Origin of the sequence: Paraburkholderia phymatum STM815, assembly GCF_000020045.1 — a bacterium.
In the GTDB taxonomy this organism is placed as follows: Bacteria; Pseudomonadota; Gammaproteobacteria; order Burkholderiales; family Burkholderiaceae; genus Paraburkholderia; species Paraburkholderia phymatum.
On sequence record NC_010623.1, the window covers coordinates 1,372,449 to 1,391,987 of the forward strand.

At 62.7% G+C, this 19,539-nt stretch carries 19 protein-coding genes; 12 read left to right on the plus strand and 7 right to left on the minus strand.

Features of this window, described 5'->3' with window-relative positions; translation table 11 throughout:
• The first annotated feature begins 5 nt into the window (after positions 1-5).
• Genes BPHY_RS21860 through BPHY_RS21885 form a run of 6 tightly spaced genes read left to right on the plus strand, consistent with a single transcriptional unit; the run spans position 6 to position 5,144 of the window.
• Positions 6-1,697, plus strand: a complete 1,692-nt coding sequence (locus BPHY_RS21860) for an ATPase, T2SS/T4P/T4SS family (protein ID WP_012403634.1) — start codon at positions 6-8, stop codon at positions 1,695-1,697.
• 25 nt (positions 1,698-1,722) lie between these two features.
• Entirely contained in the window at positions 1,723-2,550 is an 828-nt protein-coding gene (locus BPHY_RS21865; protein ID WP_012403635.1) for a type II secretion system F family protein, read from the plus strand.
• 53 nt (positions 2,551-2,603) lie between these two features.
• Positions 2,604-3,434: a type II secretion system F family protein gene (locus tag BPHY_RS21870; protein ID WP_052306174.1), complete on the plus strand. Its 831-nt coding sequence runs from the start codon at positions 2,604-2,606 to the stop codon at positions 3,432-3,434.
• Positions 3,431-3,781, plus strand: coding sequence for a DUF192 domain-containing protein (locus BPHY_RS21875; protein WP_012403637.1), 351 nt, complete (start codon positions 3,431-3,433; stop codon positions 3,779-3,781). The genes BPHY_RS21870 and BPHY_RS21875 overlap by 4 nt, the downstream gene beginning before the upstream one ends.
• Positions 3,763-4,560, plus strand: a complete 798-nt coding sequence (locus tag BPHY_RS21880) for a TadE family protein (protein ID WP_041764523.1) — start codon at positions 3,763-3,765, stop codon at positions 4,558-4,560. Before BPHY_RS21875 ends, BPHY_RS21880 begins: the two co-directional genes overlap by 19 nt.
• 5 nt (positions 4,561-4,565) lie before the next feature.
• The gene (locus tag BPHY_RS21885) at positions 4,566-5,144 is read left to right on the plus strand and encodes a lytic transglycosylase domain-containing protein (protein WP_244257619.1); all 579 of its coding nucleotides are present in this window, start codon (positions 4,566-4,568) and stop codon (positions 5,142-5,144) included.
• An 81-nt stretch (positions 5,145-5,225) separates the two neighbouring features.
• On the opposite strand, the gene acnA is transcribed toward BPHY_RS21885, so the two are convergent.
• The 7 genes from acnA to BPHY_RS21920 form a co-directional block, all read right to left on the minus strand.
• Positions 5,226-7,943: an aconitate hydratase AcnA gene (acnA, locus tag BPHY_RS21890; RefSeq protein ID WP_012403640.1), complete on the minus strand. Its 2,718-nt coding sequence runs from the start codon at positions 7,941-7,943 to the stop codon at positions 5,226-5,228.
• Positions 7,944-7,993: 50 nt separating this feature from the next.
• A complete protein-coding gene (locus BPHY_RS21895) occupies positions 7,994-9,445 on the minus strand; it encodes a bifunctional 2-methylcitrate dehydratase/aconitate hydratase (protein WP_012403641.1) in 1,452 nt (483 codons plus the stop codon).
• 24 nt (positions 9,446-9,469) lie between these two features.
• Complete coding sequence (locus BPHY_RS21900) at positions 9,470-9,964, minus strand: hypothetical protein (protein ID WP_012403642.1); 495 nt, start codon at positions 9,962-9,964, stop codon at positions 9,470-9,472.
• A 99-nt stretch (positions 9,965-10,063) separates the two neighbouring features.
• Entirely contained in the window at positions 10,064-11,239 is a 1,176-nt protein-coding gene (gene prpC / locus BPHY_RS21905; protein WP_012403643.1) for a bifunctional 2-methylcitrate synthase/citrate synthase, read from the minus strand.
• A gap of 25 nt (positions 11,240-11,264) precedes the next feature.
• Complete coding sequence (gene prpB / locus BPHY_RS21910; RefSeq protein ID WP_012403644.1) at positions 11,265-12,176, minus strand: methylisocitrate lyase; 912 nt, start codon at positions 12,174-12,176, stop codon at positions 11,265-11,267.
• Positions 12,173-13,195 (minus strand): HpcH/HpaI aldolase/citrate lyase family protein, encoded by a 1,023-nt coding sequence (locus BPHY_RS21915; RefSeq protein ID WP_012403645.1) that lies wholly within the window; start codon positions 13,193-13,195, stop codon positions 12,173-12,175. The genes prpB and BPHY_RS21915 overlap by 4 nt, the downstream gene beginning before the upstream one ends.
• A gap of 221 nt (positions 13,196-13,416) precedes the next feature.
• Positions 13,417-14,400, minus strand: a complete 984-nt coding sequence (locus tag BPHY_RS21920) for a malate dehydrogenase (protein ID WP_012403646.1) — start codon at positions 14,398-14,400, stop codon at positions 13,417-13,419.
• A 538-nt stretch (positions 14,401-14,938) separates the two neighbouring features.
• On the opposite strand from BPHY_RS21920, the gene BPHY_RS21925 reads away from it, so the two are divergent.
• The 6 genes from BPHY_RS21925 (at position 14,939) to BPHY_RS21950 (ending at position 19,468) form a co-directional block, all read left to right on the plus strand.
• On the plus strand, positions 14,939-15,739 hold the full coding sequence (locus tag BPHY_RS21925; protein ID WP_012403648.1) for a GntR family transcriptional regulator: 801 nt from the start codon (positions 14,939-14,941) through the stop codon (positions 15,737-15,739).
• A gap of 152 nt (positions 15,740-15,891) precedes the next feature.
• Positions 15,892-16,308, plus strand: coding sequence for a succinate dehydrogenase, cytochrome b556 subunit (gene sdhC, locus BPHY_RS21930; RefSeq protein ID WP_012403649.1), 417 nt, complete (start codon positions 15,892-15,894; stop codon positions 16,306-16,308).
• 3 nt (positions 16,309-16,311) lie between these two features.
• Entirely contained in the window at positions 16,312-16,680 is a 369-nt protein-coding gene (sdhD, locus tag BPHY_RS21935; protein WP_012403650.1) for a succinate dehydrogenase, hydrophobic membrane anchor protein, read from the plus strand.
• A gap of 4 nt (positions 16,681-16,684) precedes the next feature.
• On the plus strand, positions 16,685-18,460 hold the full coding sequence (gene sdhA / locus BPHY_RS21940) for a succinate dehydrogenase flavoprotein subunit (protein WP_012403651.1): 1,776 nt from the start codon (positions 16,685-16,687) through the stop codon (positions 18,458-18,460).
• Between the two features lie 31 nt (positions 18,461-18,491).
• The gene (locus BPHY_RS21945; protein WP_012403652.1) at positions 18,492-19,196 is read left to right on the plus strand and encodes a succinate dehydrogenase iron-sulfur subunit; all 705 of its coding nucleotides are present in this window, start codon (positions 18,492-18,494) and stop codon (positions 19,194-19,196) included.
• A complete protein-coding gene (locus BPHY_RS21950) occupies positions 19,196-19,468 on the plus strand; it encodes an FAD assembly factor SdhE (protein WP_012403653.1) in 273 nt (90 codons plus the stop codon). Before BPHY_RS21945 ends, BPHY_RS21950 begins: the two co-directional genes overlap by 1 nt.
• Positions 19,469-19,539 lie beyond the last annotated feature (71 nt).

Below are 19,539 nucleotides of genomic sequence, written 5' to 3' on the forward strand. Positions count from 1 at the left end.
AGAACATGCTGAAACTGCAAGTGCAATCGCGCAATGCACCCACGCTCACGGTCCACGTCGACGGCGTGTGCACGATCGGCCGCGACGCGGCGTGCGATATCGTCATCAAGGGCATGCTCGTCGGACGTACGCATGCGCGCATCGTGAAGGACTTTCATGCGTGGTATGTCGAGGATCAGGGTGGCATTGTCGCGACGACGGTGAACGGTGCGCCGGTCGTGCGCTATGGTCCGCTCGCGCAGGGCGATCAGATCGAGATCGGCACGACGGTGCTCGAAGTCGAGGCGATGCAGGTGACGCCTGACGCTCCGGCACATGCGTCGCGCCCCGTGCCGGACGAAGCCGATTGCGTCGATACCGACACGCGCGGGCCGATGGCGCCTCCGCATACCGACGAGCCGCAACGTGTCGCGCCGATCAACAGCCCCGAAGGGATCGACTTGCGCAAGCTGTTGCACATGAAGGTGATCGACGCGCTCGATCTGCGGCGTCTGAACGTCTCGCGCATGGCCGACGACGAACTGCGCGCGACGGTCGGCGACGCGCTCGACGATATCCTCGCGCGTGACGCGAGTTTTCGTCGCTCGGACATTCCGCTGCCGACGCTCAAGAGGAGCGTGTTCGATGAAATCATCGGACTCGGTCCGCTCGAAGAATTGATCGCCGATCCGACGATTTCCGAAATCATGGTCAACCGGCACGATGAAATTTTCGTCGAGCAGCAGGGGCGATTGCGGCGCTCGCCCGTGATCTTTACCGACGAGCGCGCGGTTCTCGGCGCCATCGAGCGGATCGTCGCACCGATCGGACGTCGTATCGACGAAAGCTCGCCGATGGTCGATGCGCGTCTCAAGGACGGCTCGCGCGTGAACGCCGTGATCCCGCCGCTCGCGCTGAAAGGACCGAGCATGACGGTGCGAAAGTTTCCGCAGCAGAAGCTGCGCGGCTACGATCTGCTGGGGTTCGGCTCGCTGTCTCCCGCGATGCTCGCGTTCTTGCGCACGGCTGTCGAGCAGCGCGCAAACATCGTGATCTCGGGCGGCACGGGCTCCGGCAAGACGACCTTGCTCAATGTGCTGTCCGACTATATCCCGGACGAAGAGCGCATTGTCACCGTCGAAGATGCGGCCGAACTGCAACTGTCGCAACCCAACCTCGTCGCGCTCGAAACGAGACCGGCGAACCTGGAAGGAAAGGGCGCCGTCACGATACGCGAACTGGTGCGCAACTGCTTGCGGATGCGGCCCGACCGTATCGTGGTCGGCGAATGCCGGGGCGGCGAAGCGCTCGACATGCTGCAGGCGATGAATACGGGCCACGACGGTTCGCTGACCACGGCGCATGCCAACTCGCCCCGCGATTGCATTGCGCGTCTCGAAGTGATGACGCTGATGGCGGGACTCGATCTGCCTGTGCAGGCGATACGCGAACAGGTTTGCGCGGCCGTGGACATCATCGTGCAGCAGACGCGCTTCTCGTGCGGGTCGCGTCGCGTCACGCATATCACCGAGGTGAGCGGCATCGAATCGGGCGTGATCCAGTTGCAGGATATCTTCGTCTTCAGGGAAGCGGGCCTCGGAGAGAACGGCAAGATTCGCGGGCAATTCATGCCCACGTCGTATATCCCCGATTTCTATCAGGACCTGATACGCCGCCGCATCGCCGTCGATACGGCCATTTTCAAGCACGTCGAGTGAGGCTCTACCCGTGAATTCCCTTCTCATGGTCGTATTCGCTGGCGCGTCGGTCGCGATCTGGCTCATCGCCCAAGCCGTGCGGGCCTCGCTTGCTAGCGGGTCGCGTCGTCTTGCAAGCGAAGTCGAGCGGTCGCTCGCCGATGCCTTCGTGTTCGTGAGCCGCCAGAGGACAGCCGCCGTGACCTTGATCGCGATGGTCGCATTGCCCGTGCTCTCGCTGCTCTTGAGCGGCAGCGTTCTGGTTGCGCTCGCGTCGCTGCCGCTCGTGTGGTTCGTGCCGCGAAGGGTGCTGTCATGGATGCGCACGCGGCGCATCGAGACGCTCGAGCGCCAGTTGCCCGACATGCTGTTGATGATCGCGGGCGGTTTGCGTGCAGGCGCGAGCTTTCCGATTGCGCTCGAAAGCGCAGTCCAGGAGTCGGTGCCTCCGATCTCGCAGGAATTCGATCTGTTGCTGCGCGAGATTCGCCTCGGTATCGATCTCGATGTCGCGATGCGCAACATCGAACAACGTATACCTGTACCCGATTTCATGATGGTGACGGCAGCCGTGATGATCTCGCGTGAAGTGGGCGGCAATCTCGCGCAAGCGCTCGAATCAGTCGCCAGTACGCTGCGCGACAAACTGCAGATGGAGGGCAAGATTCGCGCGCTGACATCGCAGGGACGCATGCAGGGCATCGTGATGACCTGCTTGCCGCTCTTCCTGATGATGGTGCTGCGGGCGATGGAGCCCGTCGCGATGGCACCGCTGTTCACGTCACCCATCGGCTGGGCGACGCTCGCGGTGGTCGCGGCGATGGAGCTGCTCGGCTATGCATCGATTGCACGCATCGTGCGCATCAACGTGTAGGCGCCATGCTGACTGTGTCGCTTGCGATCGCCGTGGGATGCGTGCTGGTGTGCATGCTCGCGCTGTATGCGGCGCGGCGCCTGATGCGCAATGTGCCGAACGAAGATCGAACATGGCTCGATGCGTTGCCGCCGCTGCTGCGCTTCATCTGGCCCACCGTCAATTTTGCCGCGCATTACAGCGCTGGATGGTTCGGCGAGCGATTCATCGCGCGTACCGACGCGCAACTGCGTCTCACGTCGCTCAATTTCCTGATGAACGCGCGGCAGTTTCTGGCATTGTCGATGGTGTCGTCATTTGGCGCCGCACTGATCGCATTGACTGTGATGCTCGCGAGCGGCCTGTTCTCGGCGGCCGCTCTGTGTTTCGCGATGTGCGTCGGTTATTTCTATCCGCGCATCTGGATGCGCGACGTGCGACGGCGTTACGTCGCCACGGTGCTGCGCCAGTTGCCGATTTATCTGGACTTCTTGACGCTCGCCGTCGAAGCAGGACTCAACGTCAACGGCGCCATTCAAAAGGCCGTCGAAAAAGGCCCGGACGGGCCGTTGCGACGCGAATTCGAGCACGTGCTGCGCGATCTGAAATCAGGCTTGAAGCGTGGCGATGCGTTGCGGCGTTTCGACGAACGGCAGCAGATCGGCGAAGTGTCGAACCTGGTTCGCACGATCGCGCAAGCGGAAAGAATGGGTTCGGGGCTCGCGAAGACGTTGCGCTTCCAGTCCGAGCAGCGGCGCGCGGAACGCTTCCAGCGAGCAGAGAAGCAGGCGATGGAAGCCCCCGTCAAACTGCTGTTCCCGTTGCTCGTATTCATCTTTCCGGTGACGTTCATCGTGCTCGGCTTCCCGATTGCGATGAAGTTCATGCAAGAGGGCCTGTTATGAAGCACGCGCATCTGATTCATCGCGGCGAGAGGCGCGGCGTGAAAGTCGAAGTTGCCAATACGCCATTCGAGCGCATGCGCGGATTGCTGGGACGTGCGGGCCTCGACACGGATCGTGCGCTATGGCTCGAAGCGTGCAATGCCGTGCATACGTTCGGCATGCGCTTTCCGATCGATGTGGTCTTTATCGACAGACGCGGGTGCGTGCTGTCCGTTCATTACAACGTAGCGCGCGCGCGTATGCTCGTTTGCTGGCGGGCGCGCAGCACGCTGGAAATGCGCGCACATGCGGCGCAAGCGTGGTGCATCGAGGTGGGCGACATGCTGGAATGGAGCGCATCGTCGTGAAGGTGCCAGGTTCGAGCAAGCGTCGCATGACGGGGCAGGGCATGACGGAGTTTCTCGTGGTCGCACCGCTGCTGTTGTTCTTCGGCCTCGTGACGCTGCAGTTGGTACTGCTGTATCAGGCGAAGTCGACACTCGATGTCGCTGCACTCGAAGCGGTGCGCGAAGGATCTGTCAAGCACGGCTCGATGGAAGCGATGCGCGCGGGGCTCGCGCGTGGACTTGCGCCGCTGTATGCACGCCGCGCGGATGCGGCGGGCGTGCAGTCTGCGCAGCTTGCCGCGCGTCGTGCAGTGTCCGGGGCGTCGACGATTGCGATCGTCAGCCCGACGGCCGCGATGATGCGCGACTTCGCTCGTCCGCGCTTCTACCCCGACGAAGGCGTCACGCACGATGAGATTCCCAATGACACGCTGATGTATCGCGACACGGCGCACGGACCGGAATCGGACGTGAATGTGCAGGACGCGAATCTGCTGAAGGTGCGGGTGCATTATTGCTTCGACCTCGTCGTGCCATTGGCTAACAAGATTCTCTACTACGCAGTCAATGCGATCGGCAATATCGCCGCGAATGGCATGTTCACGCGCGAGCCGGCGGATGCGAATGTCGATCCGTATGGCTCGCCGCGGCGGCCCGACAGGCTGTGCAAAACGACGCTCGTCGATGGGTCAAGGAGCCAGCGTTGGCCGGTTGCGCTAGAGTCGGACGCGATCGTGCGGATGCAGTCGCCGTTTCGAGCGGAGGCGGCGAATGATGTTCTTACTGCGACGCCGCGGTAATGCCGATGCGTCGTTTCGTGTTTGCCGCGATGATCGCGTGCGGCGCGGGCAATTGTGTTTGCGAAGCCCTGGCGGGCGAGCGGGTCGAGATGTGGGTCGGTGGCACGCATGATGCCGATGCGAACCATGCGATCGATCAGCCGCTTATCGTCGAGTTCGGCGAGCCTCATGGCGATACGCGTGCCGCGCTTTCGAAAGTGCTCGCATGGACCTCGCTGGTCGAGCAGATTGCGAAGCGCATCGGCGTCGATCATGCGCTCGTGATGGCCGTCATCGATGTCGAATCGGGCGGGAACCCTTTGGCCGTGTCGCTGAAAGGCGCAAGAGGCTTGATGCAACTAATGCCGCAAACCGGCATGCTGCAAGGCGTAAACGATCTGTTCGATCCTTATCAAAACGTCCTGGCGGGCGTGCGTTTGCTCGATACGCACATCGCCACGTTTGGCGATGTGTCGCTGGCGCTCGCGGCATACAACGCCGGGGAAGGCGCAGTGCGCAAATATGGCGGCGCCATCCCGCCGTATGCGCAGACGCAGAAGTATGTGAAGCGGGTGATGCAACGACTCGCGGCCTATCGGCATTGAACGAAAAAAAAGCCCGGCATGACCGGGCTTCTAAAAGTTACTGCGTCCTCGCAGAGAACGCAGCACCTGCAAAGCGATGACTTACGCCGCGAGCAGCGAGCGCAGCACAAACGGCAGGATACCGCCGTGCTTGTAGTAGTCGACTTCGATCGGCGTGTCGATGCGCAGCAGCAGCTGCACGCGTTGCTCCGAACCGTCCTTGCGATGGATCACCAGCGTGACTTCCTGCTGCGGCTTGAAGTCGTCGCCGAGACCTTCGATGTCGTACGTTTCTTCGCCCGTGATGTTCAGCGACTGGATGCTGTCCGAGCCCTTGAACTGCAGCGGCAGAACGCCCATGCCGACCAGGTTCGAACGGTGAATGCGCTCGAAGCTGCGTGCGACGACTGCCTTCACGCCCAGCAGTTGCGTGCCCTTCGCTGCCCAGTCGCGCGACGAGCCCGTGCCGTACTCTTCGCCCGCGAAGATGACTGTCTGCGTGCCGGCATCGATGTACTTCATCGCTGCGTCGTAGATCGACATCTGCTCGCCGCTCGGCTGGTGAATGGTCAGGCCGCCTTCGACGCGCGTGCCGTCTTCCTTCGGCGGGATCATCAGGTTCTTGATGCGGACGTTCGCGAACGTGCCGCGCATCATCACGTCGTGGTTGCCGCGGCGCGAGCCGTAGCTGTTGAAGTCGGCCTTCTGCACGCCGTTTTCCTTCAACCACTTGCCTGCGGGCGAATCTTCCTTGATCGAGCCTGCCGGGCTGATGTGGTCGGTCGTGACGGAATCACCGAAGATCCCCAGTGCACGGGCGCCCTTCACGGCGGCGATGCTCGAAGCCGGCTGCATCGAGAAGTCCGTGCCGAAGAACGGCGGCTCGGCGATGTAGGTCGACTTGGGCCAGTCGTACACCTGGCCTTCTTCCCCTTCGATCTTGCTCCACAGGTCGCCCTTCTTCGTGAGCTGCGAGTAGTTCGTGCGGAACGCGTCGGCGTCCAGCGCGAACTTGAGCAGCGCGTTGACTTCTTCGCTCGACGGCCAGATGTCGCCGAGATAGATGTCGCGGCCGCCCTTGCCCTTGCCGACGGGCTCCGTCATCAGGTCGCGCGTGATGGTGCCAGCGATCGCGTAAGCGACGACCAGCGGCGGCGAGGCCAGGAAGTTCGCGCGGATGTTCGGGTGGATGCGCGCTTCGAAGTTACGGTTGCCCGACAGCACGGCTGCCGCAACGATGTCGTTCTTCGTGATCGCTTCGTTCAGTTCCGGCGTCAGGTCGCCCGCGTTGCCGATACAGGTCGTGCAGCCGTATGCGGCGAGCGTGAAGCCTAGCTTGTCGAGGTACGGCAGCAGGCCCGTCTTCGTCAGGTATTCGGTGACGATGCGCGACCCCGGCGCCAGCGACGTCTTGATGTGCGGCGCGACTTCCAGACCGGCTTCGACAGCCTTCTTCGCCAGCAGGCCGGCAGCTAGCAGCACGCTCGGGTTCGACGTGTTCGTGCACGACGTGATCGCGGCGATCAGGATGTCGCCGTTCTTTACGTTGACGCCGTTGCTCGTCGTGTATTGCGTGTCGAGATCGGCAGCCTTCTTCGCGAAGCCGTTTTCGTTGACGGGCTTCGAGAACAGGTCGACGAAGGTCGATTTGACGTGGGTGATCTCGATGCGGTCTTGCGGACGCTTCGGACCGGCCAGCGACGGCGCCACCGTGCCCAGATCGAGCGTGACGACCTTCGTGTAGTCGATGTCGCCAGCGTCGGGAATGCCGAACAGATCCTGCGCCTTGAAGTAGTTTTCGAAGGCAGAGATTTCGGCGTCCGTGCGGCCCGTGCCCTTGAAGTAGTCGATCGTCTTTTCGTCGACGGGGAAGAAGCCCATCGTCGCGCCGTATTCCGGCGCCATGTTGCCGATCGTCGCGCGGTCCGGCAGCGACAGCGAGCGCGTGCCTTCGCCGAAGAACTCGACGAACTTGCCGACTACCTTTTCCTTGCGCAGCAGCTCGGTGATGGTCAGGACCAGGTCCGTTGCCGTCACGCCTTCGCGCAGCTTGCCCTTCAGATGCACACCGACCACGTCCGGAGTCAGGAAGTACACCGGCTGGCCCAGCATGCCCGCTTCCGCTTCGATGCCGCCTACGCCCCAGCCGACCACGCCGATGCCGTTGATCATCGTGGTGTGGCTGTCCGTGCCGACCAGCGTGTCCGGGTAATACACCGTGTCGCCGTTCTCAGCCTTCTTGTGCACGCCGCGTGCGAGGTATTCGAGGTTCACCTGGTGAACGATGCCGACGCCCGGGGGCACCACCTTGAACGTGTCGAACGCCTGCATGCCCCACTTCATGAACTGGTAGCGCTCGTTGTTGCGCTGGAATTCCAGCTTCATGTTCAGATCCAGCGCGCCCTTTTCGCGGAAGTGGTCGATCTGCACCGAGTGGTCGACCACGAGATCCACGGGAACCAGCGGCTCGATCGACTTCGGGTTTTTGCCCGCGCGCTGCGCGACGCCGCGCATGGCTGCGATGTCGGCCAGCAGCGGCACGCCCGTGAAGTCCTGCAGCACCACGCGCGCCACGACGAACGGAATCTCATCGACGCGGGCTGCCGTCGGCTTCCAGTTCGCGAGCTGTTCGATGTGCTCTTCCGAGATCTTCTTGCCGTCGTAGTTACGCAGCACCGATTCCAGCACGAGGCGGATCGAAACCGGCAGACGGTCGATCTTCACGTTCAGTGCCTTGCCGAGCTGCGGCAGCGAATAGAACTTGCCTTTGCCGGAACCGCTGTCGAATTCCTTGAGCGTTTTGTGGAGGTTGTGGGCCATGATAATTTTCCTGGGGTTTTCGAGGAAATGACGTTGCTACGCTTCTTAACTCAAATAACGTACAGATCGACGTATTCATTGACCGGCATCGCTTCCAGCTTTGCCCGGTCCAGCGACACATCGAGAATCGCCTGTTGCTGCTTTGCCGGAAAGCGCCGCGCGAGATTCGTCCTGAACTTCTCCACCAGCAGCGGGATGCCCTCGGCGCGGCGACGCATGTGACCGAGCGGATACTCGACAACCACTTCGTCGAACGTCGAACCGTCGGCGAACTCGACCGTCAGCGCATTGGCTATCGAGCGCTTGTCCGGATCGTAATAGTCCTTCGTGAATTGCGGGTCTTCCACGCATTGCATCTTCGCGCGCAACGAGTCGATGCGCGGATCGCGCGCGACCTCGTCTTCGTAATCCGCCGCAGTGAGGCGCCCGAAAATCAGCGGCACGGCGATCATGTACTGGATGCAGTGATCGCGGTCGGCGGGATTGTTCAACGGGCCTTTCTTGTCGATGATGCGGATGGCGGCTTCGTGCGTGCGGATGGTGATCTTCGCGATGTCTTCGACGCGCTTGCCGCTCTCGCGCAGCTGTTCGTGCAGCGTCATCGCCGCTTCGGCAGCCGTCTGCGCGTGGAATTCAGCGGGAAACGAGATCTTGAACAGCACGTTTTCCATCACATACGAACCGTACGGCCGCTGGAAGCGGAACGGCTGTCCTTTGAACAGCACGTCGTAGAAGCCCCACGTCTTCGCCGTCAGCACCGACGGGTAGCCCATTTCTCCCGTCTTCGCGATCAGCGCGAGACGCACCGCGCGCGATGTTGCATCGCCGGCTGCCCAGGACTTGCGCGAGCCCGTGTTCGGCGCATGGCGGTAGGTGCGCAGCGCATGTCCATCGACAAACGCTTGCGAGACTGCGTTAATCAGCTCATCGCGCGTCAGGCCGAGCATCTGCCCGACGACGGCCGTTGACGCCAGCTTCACGAGCAGCACATGGTCCAGGCCGACCTTGTTGAACGAGTTTTCGAGCGCGATGCAGCCTTGAATTTCGTGCGCCTTGATCATGCCGATCAGGACGTCTTTCATGACCAGCGGCTTCCTGCCGTTGGCGACGGCGGTGCGCGAGAGCCAGTCGGCCGTCGCGAGAATACCGCCGAGGTTGTCCGACGGATGGCCCCATTCGGCTGCGAGCCAGGTGTCGTTGAAGTCGAGCCAGCGGATCATCGCGCCGATGTTGAACGCGGCTTGCACGGGATCCAGCTGGAACGACGTGCCCGGCACCCTGGCGCCGTTCGGGACGATCGTGCCCTGCACGATCGGTCCCATCAGCTTGGTGCAGGCAGGGTAGGACAAGGCCTCGAGTCCGCAACCGAGCGTATCGATCAGGCAGTTGCGCGCCGTCTCCAGCGCGACATCGCTCTCGAGCCTGTGATTCAGCACGTAGTCGACGATATCGACCAGCACTGTGTCCGGAGCGGGCCGGACATTGGAGATCGGTGCGGACATCGAGGTTATCCCGTCAGCTCCGTGTTACTGAGCCTTGTTGATAGCGTTCGACTGCGTCGGCGCCGGTGCGCCTTGCGACATGGCCGCCGTCTTGCACTCGTCGGCCAGGCGCGAGCTGTCCTTGTCCGAGAACAGCATGGCCTTGGTCGGGATCACGACGAGGTCCATGCCGCTGGCCGCGTCGTGGAAACGGTCTGCGCCCGTCGTCGTGGCTTCACGCGGCAGGTTGTAGTTCTTGCTGCCCCAGTGGACCGTGACGATCTGGTCGCGCTTCATGTCGCCCTTCATGTCGAACGACAGACCTTCGTTGCACGACCACTTTTCCGCGCCTTCCGGTACGGGATCGACCTTGGCTTCCTTTTCCGGATTCGGCTTGCGCTTGATCAGGCGCTTGGGCTGCGGTGCCTTCGGCTTGGCGTGGGTCGCCGTGGACGACGATTGTGCGAACGCGCTGGGCGCCGTCACCAGCAGCGTCGAAGACAGAGCGCCAATAACGGTAGCGATCAGCAGTTTTTTCATGGGAAAGACCTTTCTATCTAATTTCAAGAGTTAAACAGTGCGCGATTGCGACGTCGCAACCGCCGGGACTGCACGCGCCCCGAGAGCGCACAGCGGACGCTATTTTCTCCTATTTAGCGCCGCGAACTTCAAATTCTCCGGTCCTGTGTAATTCGCGCTCGGGCGAATGATCTTGTTGTCGATGCGTTGCTCGATGATGTGCGCGGCCCAGCCGGAGGTGCGCGAGATCACGAACAGCGGCGTGAACATGGCCGTCGGCACGCCCATCATGTGGTACGACACGGCGCTGAACCAGTCCAGGTTCGGGAACATCTTCTTGACGTCGGCCATCACCGTTTCGAGGCGTTCCGCGATGTCGAACAGCTTCATGTTCGACTGTTCCTTCGACAGTTTCTTCGCGACTTCCTTGATCACCTTGTTGCGCGGATCGGAGATCGTGTACACCGGGTGACCGAAGCCGATCACGACTTCCTTGTTGTCCACGCGGCGGCGAATGTCCGCTTCGGCTTCATCCGGTGTCTGGTAGCGCGACTGGATCTCGAACGCGACCTCGTTGGCGCCGCCGTGTTTCGGCCCGCGCAGCGCGCCGATTGCGCCCGTGATGGCCGAATACATGTCCGAACCCGTGCCCGCGATCACGCGGCCCGTGAACGTCGACGCGTTGAATTCGTGCTCGGCGTACAGGTTGAGCGACACGTGCATCGCATCGACCCACGACTTCGGCGGCTCGACGCCATGCAGCAGATGCAGGAAATGGCCGCCGATCGAATCGTCGTCGGTTTCGACTTCGATGCGCTTGCCGTTGTGCGAGTAGTGATACCAGTACAGCAGCATCGAACCGAGCGAGGCCATCAGCTTGTCGGCGATATCGCGCGCGCCGGGCAGGTTGTGGTCGTCCTTCTCGGGCAGCACCGTGCCGAGCACGGACACGCCCGTGCGCATCACGTCCATCGGGTGTGCGGCAGCGGGAATCCATTCGAGCGCGGCCTTCACGTTCGCGGGCAGGCCGCGCAGCGCTTTCAGCTTCGTTTTGTACGCAGCGAGTTCGGCGACATTGGGCAGCTTGCCGTGCACGAGCAGATACGCGACTTCCTCGAACTCGCAGGCACCTGCGATGTCGAGAATGTCGTAGCCGCGGTAATGGAGGTCGTTGCCCGTCTTGCCGACCGTGCACAGGGCCGTGTTGCCCGCCGTCACGCCCGACAGCGCGACGGATTTTTTCGGCTTGAAGCCGCTTGTTGTGTCCGGTGCAGCCGCTTGCGTCGAATCGCTCATTCCAGGGGTCTCCTTGATCTGCCGCTCATTTGTCTTGCTTGTCGTTTTTCGCGCCCTGGCTGAAAAGCGCGTCGAGTTTTTGCTCGTACGCGTGATAGCCGATGCGATCGTACAGTTCTTCCCGGGTCTGCATCGTGTCGACGACGGCCTTTTGCGTGCCGTCGCGGCGGATCGCCGAATAGACGTTTTCCGCGGCCCGGTTCATCGCGCGGAACGCCGACAGCGGATACAGCACCAGCGATACATCCGCGCCGCGCAGTTCTTCGACGGTGAACAGCGGCGTCGCGCCAAACTCGGTGATGTTGGCGAGCACGGGCACCTTCACGGCCTGCGCGAACTGCCGGTACATCGGGAGTTCTGTCATCGCTTCGGGGAAGATCATGTCGGCGCCTGCTTCGACGCAGGCCATCGCGCGGTCGATCGCCGATTGCAGGCCTTCGACGGCAAGCGCGTCCGTGCGCGCCATGATGACGAAATCGGGATCGGTGCGGGCGTCGACGGCGGCCTTGATGCGGTCGACCATCTCGCCCTGCGACACGATCGCCTTGCCCGGCCGATGTCCGCAGCGCTTCGCGCCGACCTGGTCTTCGATATGCATGGCGCCCGCGCCGGCTTTCGTGAGCGCTTTCACCGTGCGCGCGATGTTGAACGCCGACGGACCGAAGCCCGTGTCCACATCGACCAGCAGCGGCAGATCGCAGACGTCGGTGATGCGGCGCACGTCGGTCAGCACGTCGTCGAGCGTCGAAATACCGAGATCGGGCAAACCGAGTGAGCCTGCCGCGACGCCGCCGCCCGACACGTAGATCGCCTTGAAGCCCGCGCGCTGGGCGAGCAGCGCGTGATTCGCGTTGATCGCGCCGACCACCTGCAGCGGCTTTTCGGCGGCGACGGCTGCGCGGAACGCGGCGCCCGCCGATGTATGTGCAGTGCTCATGGTGTGGACTCTCCCGTTGCGCACGCTTCGTTCGGACCGAACAGCGGCGCGGCTTCGGCGGGCACGCTGCGGCCCGTGGAACGGGCGCGGCGCAGCACCGACCAGTAATAGCGGTAGCTCGCGCGATCGTGCAGCGTGTCATGGTGGCGTGTCGGCCCCCATTGCGCCGACTGCGCGGCGAGCAGAATGTCCGTCGCGGTCGCGATCTCTTCGTCGCGCGGCGCGAAGGCGGAGACAATTGCGGGAATCTGCGCCGGGTGGATGCTCCACATGCGTGTGTAGCCAAACTCGTTACGGGCGCGCAGTGCGTCGCTCGCGACGATGTCCATGTCGCGCACTTCCGTCGACACATTGTGCGACGGTACCTTGCCGTACGCATGGCATGCGGCCGAAATCTCGAGCTTCGCGCGCCGCACGAGCGGGTGATCGAACTGGCCGGGCGAGCGCATGGCCGTGCCGGGAATCGCGCCGTCGTGCGCGGAAACGAAGTCCATCAGGCCGAAGCTCAGCGACTCGACGCCGGGCAATGCGGCGAGATCGAACACGCGCGTCAATGCGCCATGCGTTTCGACCAGTAATTGAACGGGGACGGGCTTCGCAATGCCGAGTTCGCGGCGCGTGGCCTCGATGAACGCGCACATTTCGGCGGCATCGGGCACGCTGCGGATTTTCGGCAGCATGATGAAGGCAGGCGCGCGTCTCGCGGCGCGCAGGATCAGGCGCACGTCGTCGCGCCAGTGCGCATGGTTGAAATCGTGAATCCGCACGCCGACGCGGCCGAAGCGGTCGTGCTCACCGCCCAGCAGCGACGCGACGAGTTCGGCATGCTGCGCCTCGCGGCCCACTTGCGCGCCGTCTTCGCAATCGAGCGTGATGTCGAAGACGGGCCCGAGCTGCTGCTGCAGCGCGAGCGATTTGAGCATCAGCTTCTCGCTGCCCGCGTAATGGTCGCAGGCAGGCAGCACGGTGGGCGGCGCTTCGCCGTCAAACAGGACTTCGGCGGGAGTCAATGCGCGCATTCTCGGCGTCAGGAGCGTGGGTACTGTTTGGAAGTTCCGATTCGGGCGCGTTCTGATATGCCCGGCTGCGAAGTATCGCAGGTCGAATCAAAACGCGCTCGGATCAGTTGCAAACTTTTGCATGACGGCTTGCCAGGCAAGGCGTCATGCACGATATCGCACGTAAAAAAACCGGAACCCGTCGCGTCGCAACGGAGTCCCGGCTGGTCTGCATGCGGCGATTAGCCGAGCAGATGCTGAACGCCGTCGCGCTCTTCGAGCAACTCGTTCAGCGTGTTGTCCATCTTCTCGCGCGAGAACGCGTCGATCTGCAGGCCTTCGACACGCTTGTACTCGCCGTTTTCGCACGTCACCGCGACGCCGTAGACGATATCTTCGGGGATGCCATACGAGCCGTCCGACGGAATGCCCATCGTCACCCACTTGCCGTTCGTGCCGAGCACCCAGTCACGCACGTGGTCGATGGCTGCGTTAGCCGCCGAAGCCGCCGACGACAGGCCGCGCGCTTCGATGATCGCCGCGCCGCGCTTGCCGACCGTCGGGATGAACGTGTTGCGGTTCCATTCTTCGTCGTTGATCAGCTTGGTCAGATCCTGGCCTTCTGCCGTTGCGACGCGGAAATCGGGGTACATCGTGGGCGAGTGGTTGCCCCACACGACCAGCTTTTCGATCGACGAAACCGGCTTGCCCGACTTGGCAGCCAGTTGCGACAGCGCGCGGTTGTGGTCCAGACGCAGCATGGCCGTGAAGTTCTTCTTCGGCAGGTCCGGTGCCGACTTCATCGCGATGTAGGCGTTCGTGTTTGCCGGGTTGCCGACGACCAGCACCTTCACGTCGCGGCTCGCCACTTCGTTCAGCGCCTTGCCTTGCACCGTGAAGATTTCGGCGTTGGCCGACAGCAGGTCCTTGCGCTCCATGCCTTTCGAACGCGGACGTGCGCCGACCAGCAGCGCGACGTCGGCATCCTTGAATGCGACCTTGGGATCGTCAGTGACCACGACACCCGCGAGCAGCGGGAACGCGCAGTCTTCGAGTTCCATCACGACGCCTTTGACGGCGGCTTGCGCCTGCGGCAGGTCCAGCAGTTGCAGGATGACCGGCTGATCCTTGCCGAGCATGTCGCCATTGGCGATGCGGAACAGCAGGGAGTAACCGATTTGACCTGCGGCGCCGGTGACGGCAACGCGCTTTGCGGGCTTAGCCATTGAGAAATCTCCAGGACGATGCGTTGAACGCTAGGGAAAACGCCATTCTATATGCGCGTTACGCGAAGCGTGGTTTAAGCACGGCAAATTCGCTGGGCGAGCCCTGCAGGCGGTCCGAAGAAGGCCAGAAGACACGCAGCCGGCGAAGCCGCCGTGCCGGATAATCTGTGCTGCCGAGCGCGGGGACGGAAAGATGCTGACGGCTTTCGCCGCCACGATTGACGCAACGTTGGGCCGCTGCATGGCGCGGGCTCCTGCAAACAGCGCGTTTCGGCGGGCATTGCGGCCGGCAATGCAGGGCGAAGCGAAACCTGGACTGCGTGAGGGAACAGCGTGATGCAGGGCGGCCTTTCGGTGCATCACGCCGTTGACACAAAGCGGTGTCAAAAATGCGCAGCACAACCCGCAAACCCTTGCTCGACAAGGAGTGTAGGAGTCAGGCGACACAAAGTCAACCGTATCTTATGTCTTATATAAGACATAACTATTACGGCAAAAAATCTGGACGGCATGAGGCGCTTTGTGTTGAAATGCGCGCATGAATTCGAACCCGGCCAGCACAGCTAACCCTCCCGGCGCGTCCGGTGCGGGTGAAGCTGCGTCCGCCGCTGCGCCGGCGCCATCGCCGACCTTCAGCCCCCTCTATCAGCAGATCAAGGCGCTCATCACGCAGAGTCTTGAATCGGGCGAATGGAAGCCCGGCGAGATCATTCCCAGTGAAGTCGAATTAGCCGCGCGTTACAAGGTTAGTCAGGGCACCGTGCGCAAGGCGATCGACGAACTTGCCGCCGACAACCTGCTGGTGCGCCGCCAGGGCAAGGGCACCTTTGTTGCTACGCACAACGAAGAGCGCGCGCAGTTTCGCTTTCTTCGACTTCTCGCCGACGACGGCGCCGAACACCCGCACGTTAGCCGGCTGCTGGAATGCCGGCGTTTGCGCGCGTCGGCGGAAATCGCGCGGCAGCTGGACCTGAAGCCGGCCGATCCTGTCGTGCTGATCAAGCGTCTTCTGACGTTCGACGGCGAAGACACCGTGCTCGATGAAATCTGGCTGCCGGGCGGCGTGTTTCGAGGGCTGACGCTCGAGCGTCTGTCCGAGTACAAAGGCCCGCTCTATGCGATGTTCGAGACGGAGTTCGGCACGCGCATGATCCGCGCGTCGGAGAAGATTCGCGCCGTGGCCGCGGACCCGGCTGTGGCAGACCTGCTGCATGTGCCGACGGGATTTCCGTTGCTGTCCGTGGAGCGCGTGTCCTATACCTATGGTGACCGTCCCGTCGAAGTGCGCCGGGGTTGGTATGTCACAACCGGGTATTACTATCAGAACGATTTGAGTTGAACGAAGAAGCAGTGCCGTGGGCTTGCGGCAACGCTTGCGAGTGCCTTGCTGCGCGCTTCGCGGCGTGCTTTCCAGAGCAGTGTTACGCTGCAGCGCGGAAAGAAATGGCGCTAAAATTGCGGATTAGTGTGACTACAAAGTAGGGGTCAAGCATGGCAGAAGCCGTAAAAAAACCGAGGCCGGAATTCCGGAACATCGGTATCGGACAGATATTGACGGCATACCGTCTCCCGCTGGCGGGGCGCGTGTCGATTCTCCACCGCGTGAGCGGCGGCCTGCTGTTCGTCTTCCTTCCATTCCTGCTTTATCTGTTCGACCAGAGCCTGAGCTCGGAACTGAGCTTCGAGGTGTTCAAGGGCTTCCTGTCGAACATCATCGTCAAGCTGATCACGCTGGTGCTGGGGTGGGCGTTCCTGTTCCACTTCTGCGCGGGCGTGCGCCATCTGCTGATGGACATGAACCACGACGCGGTGTCGAAGGAGCGCGGCAAGCGCACATCGGTGGTCGTGCTCGCCGTGTCGTCGATCCTGACGATCGCCTTCGCGCTCAAACTGTTCGGAGCTTTCTAAAACATGTCCGCAAATAACCGGGTTGGCTCGAAGCGCCTCGTCGTGGGCGCGCACTACGGTCTGCGCGACTGGCTCGCGCAGCGCATCACGGCCGTCATCATGGCCGTCTACACCGTCATTCTGCTGGGCTGGTTCTTCGGCGCGCAGGCATTCTCTTACGACGGCTGGGCAGGCATCTTCGCCACGCAATGGATGAAGCTCGCCACGTTCGTCACGCTGCTGTCGCTCTTCTATCACGCGTGGGTCGGCGTGCGCGACATCTGGATGGACTACATCAAGCCCGTGGGCACGCGGCTGGTGCTGCAGGCGCTGACGATCGTCTGGCTGCTCGCGTGCGCGGGCTACGCTGCGCAGATTCTCTGGAGAGTGTAAAAGAATGGTTGCAATCAAGAATTCCCTGCCGCGCCGCAAATTTGACGTGGTCATCGTCGGCGCGGGCGGCTCGGGCATGCGCGCGTCGCTGCAGCTCGCGCGCGCGGGCCTCTCCGTGTGCGTGCTCTCGAAGGTGTTCCCGACGCGTTCGCACACCGTCGCGGCGCAGGGCGGCATCGGCGCGTCGCTCGGCAACATGAGCGAAGACAACTGGCACTACCACTTCTACGACACGATCAAGGGCTCCGACTGGCTCGGCGACCAGGACGCGATCGAGTTCATGTGCCGCGAAGCGCCGAACGCGGTCTACGAACTGGAACACTTCGGCATGCCGTTCGACCGCAACGCGGACGGCACGATCTACCAGCGCCCGTTCGGCGGCCACACCGCGAACTACGGCGAGAAGCCCGTGCAGCGCGCGTGCGCTGCCGCTGACCGGACCGGCCACGCGCTGCTGCACACGCTGTACCAGCAGAACGTCGCGGCGAAGACGACGTTCTTCGTCGAATGGATGGCGCTGGACCTGATCCGCGACGCCGATGGCGACGTGCTCGGGGTGACCGCGCTGGAAATGGAAACGGGCGACGTCTATATCCTCGAAGGCAAGACCACGCTGTTCGCCACGGGCGGCGCGGGCCGCATCTTCGCGGCATCGACGAATGCGTTCATCAACACGGGCGACGGCCTGGGCATGGCCGCACGCGCGGGCATCCCGCTCGAGGACATGGAATTCTGGCAGTTCCACCCGACGGGCGTGGCGGGCGCGGGCGTGCTGATCACTGAAGGCGTGCGCGGCGAAGGCGGCATTCTGCGCAACGCGAACGGCGAGCGCTTCATGGAGCGCTACGCGCCGACGCTGAAGGACCTGGCGCCGCGCGATTTCGTCTCGCGCTCGATGGACCAGGAGATCAAGGAAGGCCGCGGCGTGGGCCCGAACAAGGACCACGTGCTGCTGGACCTGTCGCACATCGGCGCGGAGACGATCATGAAGCGTCTGCCGTCGATCCGCGAGATCGCGCTGAAGTTCGCAAACGTCGACTGCATCAAGGAGCCGATCCCGGTTGTTCCGACCATCCACTACCAGATGGGCGGCATTCCGACGAACATCCACGGTCAGGTCGTGGGCACCGCGAAGGGCCACGAAGACCCGATCAACGGCTTCTACGCCGTGGGCGAATGCTCGTGCGTGTCGGTGCACGGGGCAAACCGGCTGGGCACGAACTCGCTGCTCGACCTGGTGGTATTCGGCCGCGCGGCGGGCAACCACATCGTCAGGCACGTGAAGGAAATCAAGGAACACAAGCCGCTGCCGGCCGATGCAGCCGATTTCGCGCTCTCGCGTCTGGCGAAGCTCGACAGCTCGAGCTCGGGCGAGTACGCGCAGGTTGTCGCGAACGACATCCGCTCGACGATGCAAAAGCATGCGGGCGTGTTCCGCACGTCGGCGCTGCTGGCCGAAGGCGTCGAACGCATTCGCGAAGTGGCCGGCCGTGTGGGCAACATCCACCTGAAGGACAAGTCGAAGGTATTCAACACGGCGCGCGTGGAAGCGCTCGAAGTGGAGAACCTGATCGAAGTGGCGCGCGCGACGATGGTGTCGGCCGAGGCGCGCAAGGAAAGCCGCGGCGCACACGCGCAGAACGACTTCGAACATCGCGACGACGAGAACTGGCTGCGCCATACGCTGTGGTACAGCGAAGGCGACCGCCTCGACTACAAGCCGGTGCACATGAACCCGCTGACGGTCGAATCGGTGCCGCCCAAAGCGCGTACCTTCTAAGGCACACGCACAAGTCAAAGGACCCCACAAAATGGCCAAGCGTACATTTGAAATCTACCGCTACGACCCGGACAAGGACGCCGCACCGCGCATGCAGACGTACGAGATCGAGATCGACTCGCACGAGCGCATGCTGCTCGACGCGCTGGTGAAGCTCAAGGCACTGGACGAGACGCTGTCGTTCCGTCGCTCGTGCCGTGAAGGCGTGTGCGGCTCGGACGCGATGAACATCAACGGCAAGAACGGTCTTGCGTGTCTGACGAACCTGAACGAGCTGCCGCAGAAGATCGTGCTGCGTCCGCTGCCGGGGCTGCCCGTGGTGCGCGACCTGATCTGCGACTTCACGCAGTTCTTCAACCAGTACCACTCGATCAGGCCGTACCTGATCAACGACACGCCGCCGCCGGAGAAGGAGCGTCTGCAGTCGCCGGAAGAGCGCGACGAGCTCGACGGGCTGTACGAGTGCATTCTGTGCGCGAGCTGCTCGACGTCGTGCCCGAGCTTCTGGTGGAATCCGGACAAGTTCGTGGGCCCGGCGGGGCTGCTGCAGGCCTACCGTTTCATCGCGGACAGCCGTGACGAAGCGACAGGCGAGCGGCTGGACAATCTGGAAGATCCGTACCGTCTGTTCCGTTGCCATACGATCATGAACTGCGTCGACGTGTGCCCGAAGGGGCTCAATCCGACGAAGGCGATCGGCAAGATCAAGGAATTGATGGTGCGCCGGACGGTCTGATGGGCGATACACCGCATCAGTCCGACCCCCTTCGCCGCGCGCGCCTACGCTGGCGTGCGCGGCGCGGCCTGCTGGAAAACGATCTGATCTTCGAGCGTTTTTTCAGCCGATATGAGCATGACCTCAGTGATGCAGACGTGGGCGCGCTCACGCGCCTGCTCGAACTGAGCGATAACGACCTGATGGACTTGCTGCTCGCACGCAAGGAACCGGAAGGCGACCTCGCCGACGCAGATGTCAGGCGGGTGCTGGAGATGCTGCGTAACGTGTAATTTCGTATGACCTCACGGTTACGCAGGTCAGTTTGATCCAGGCGTGCAATTATCGAAACCCTGTTTCCATA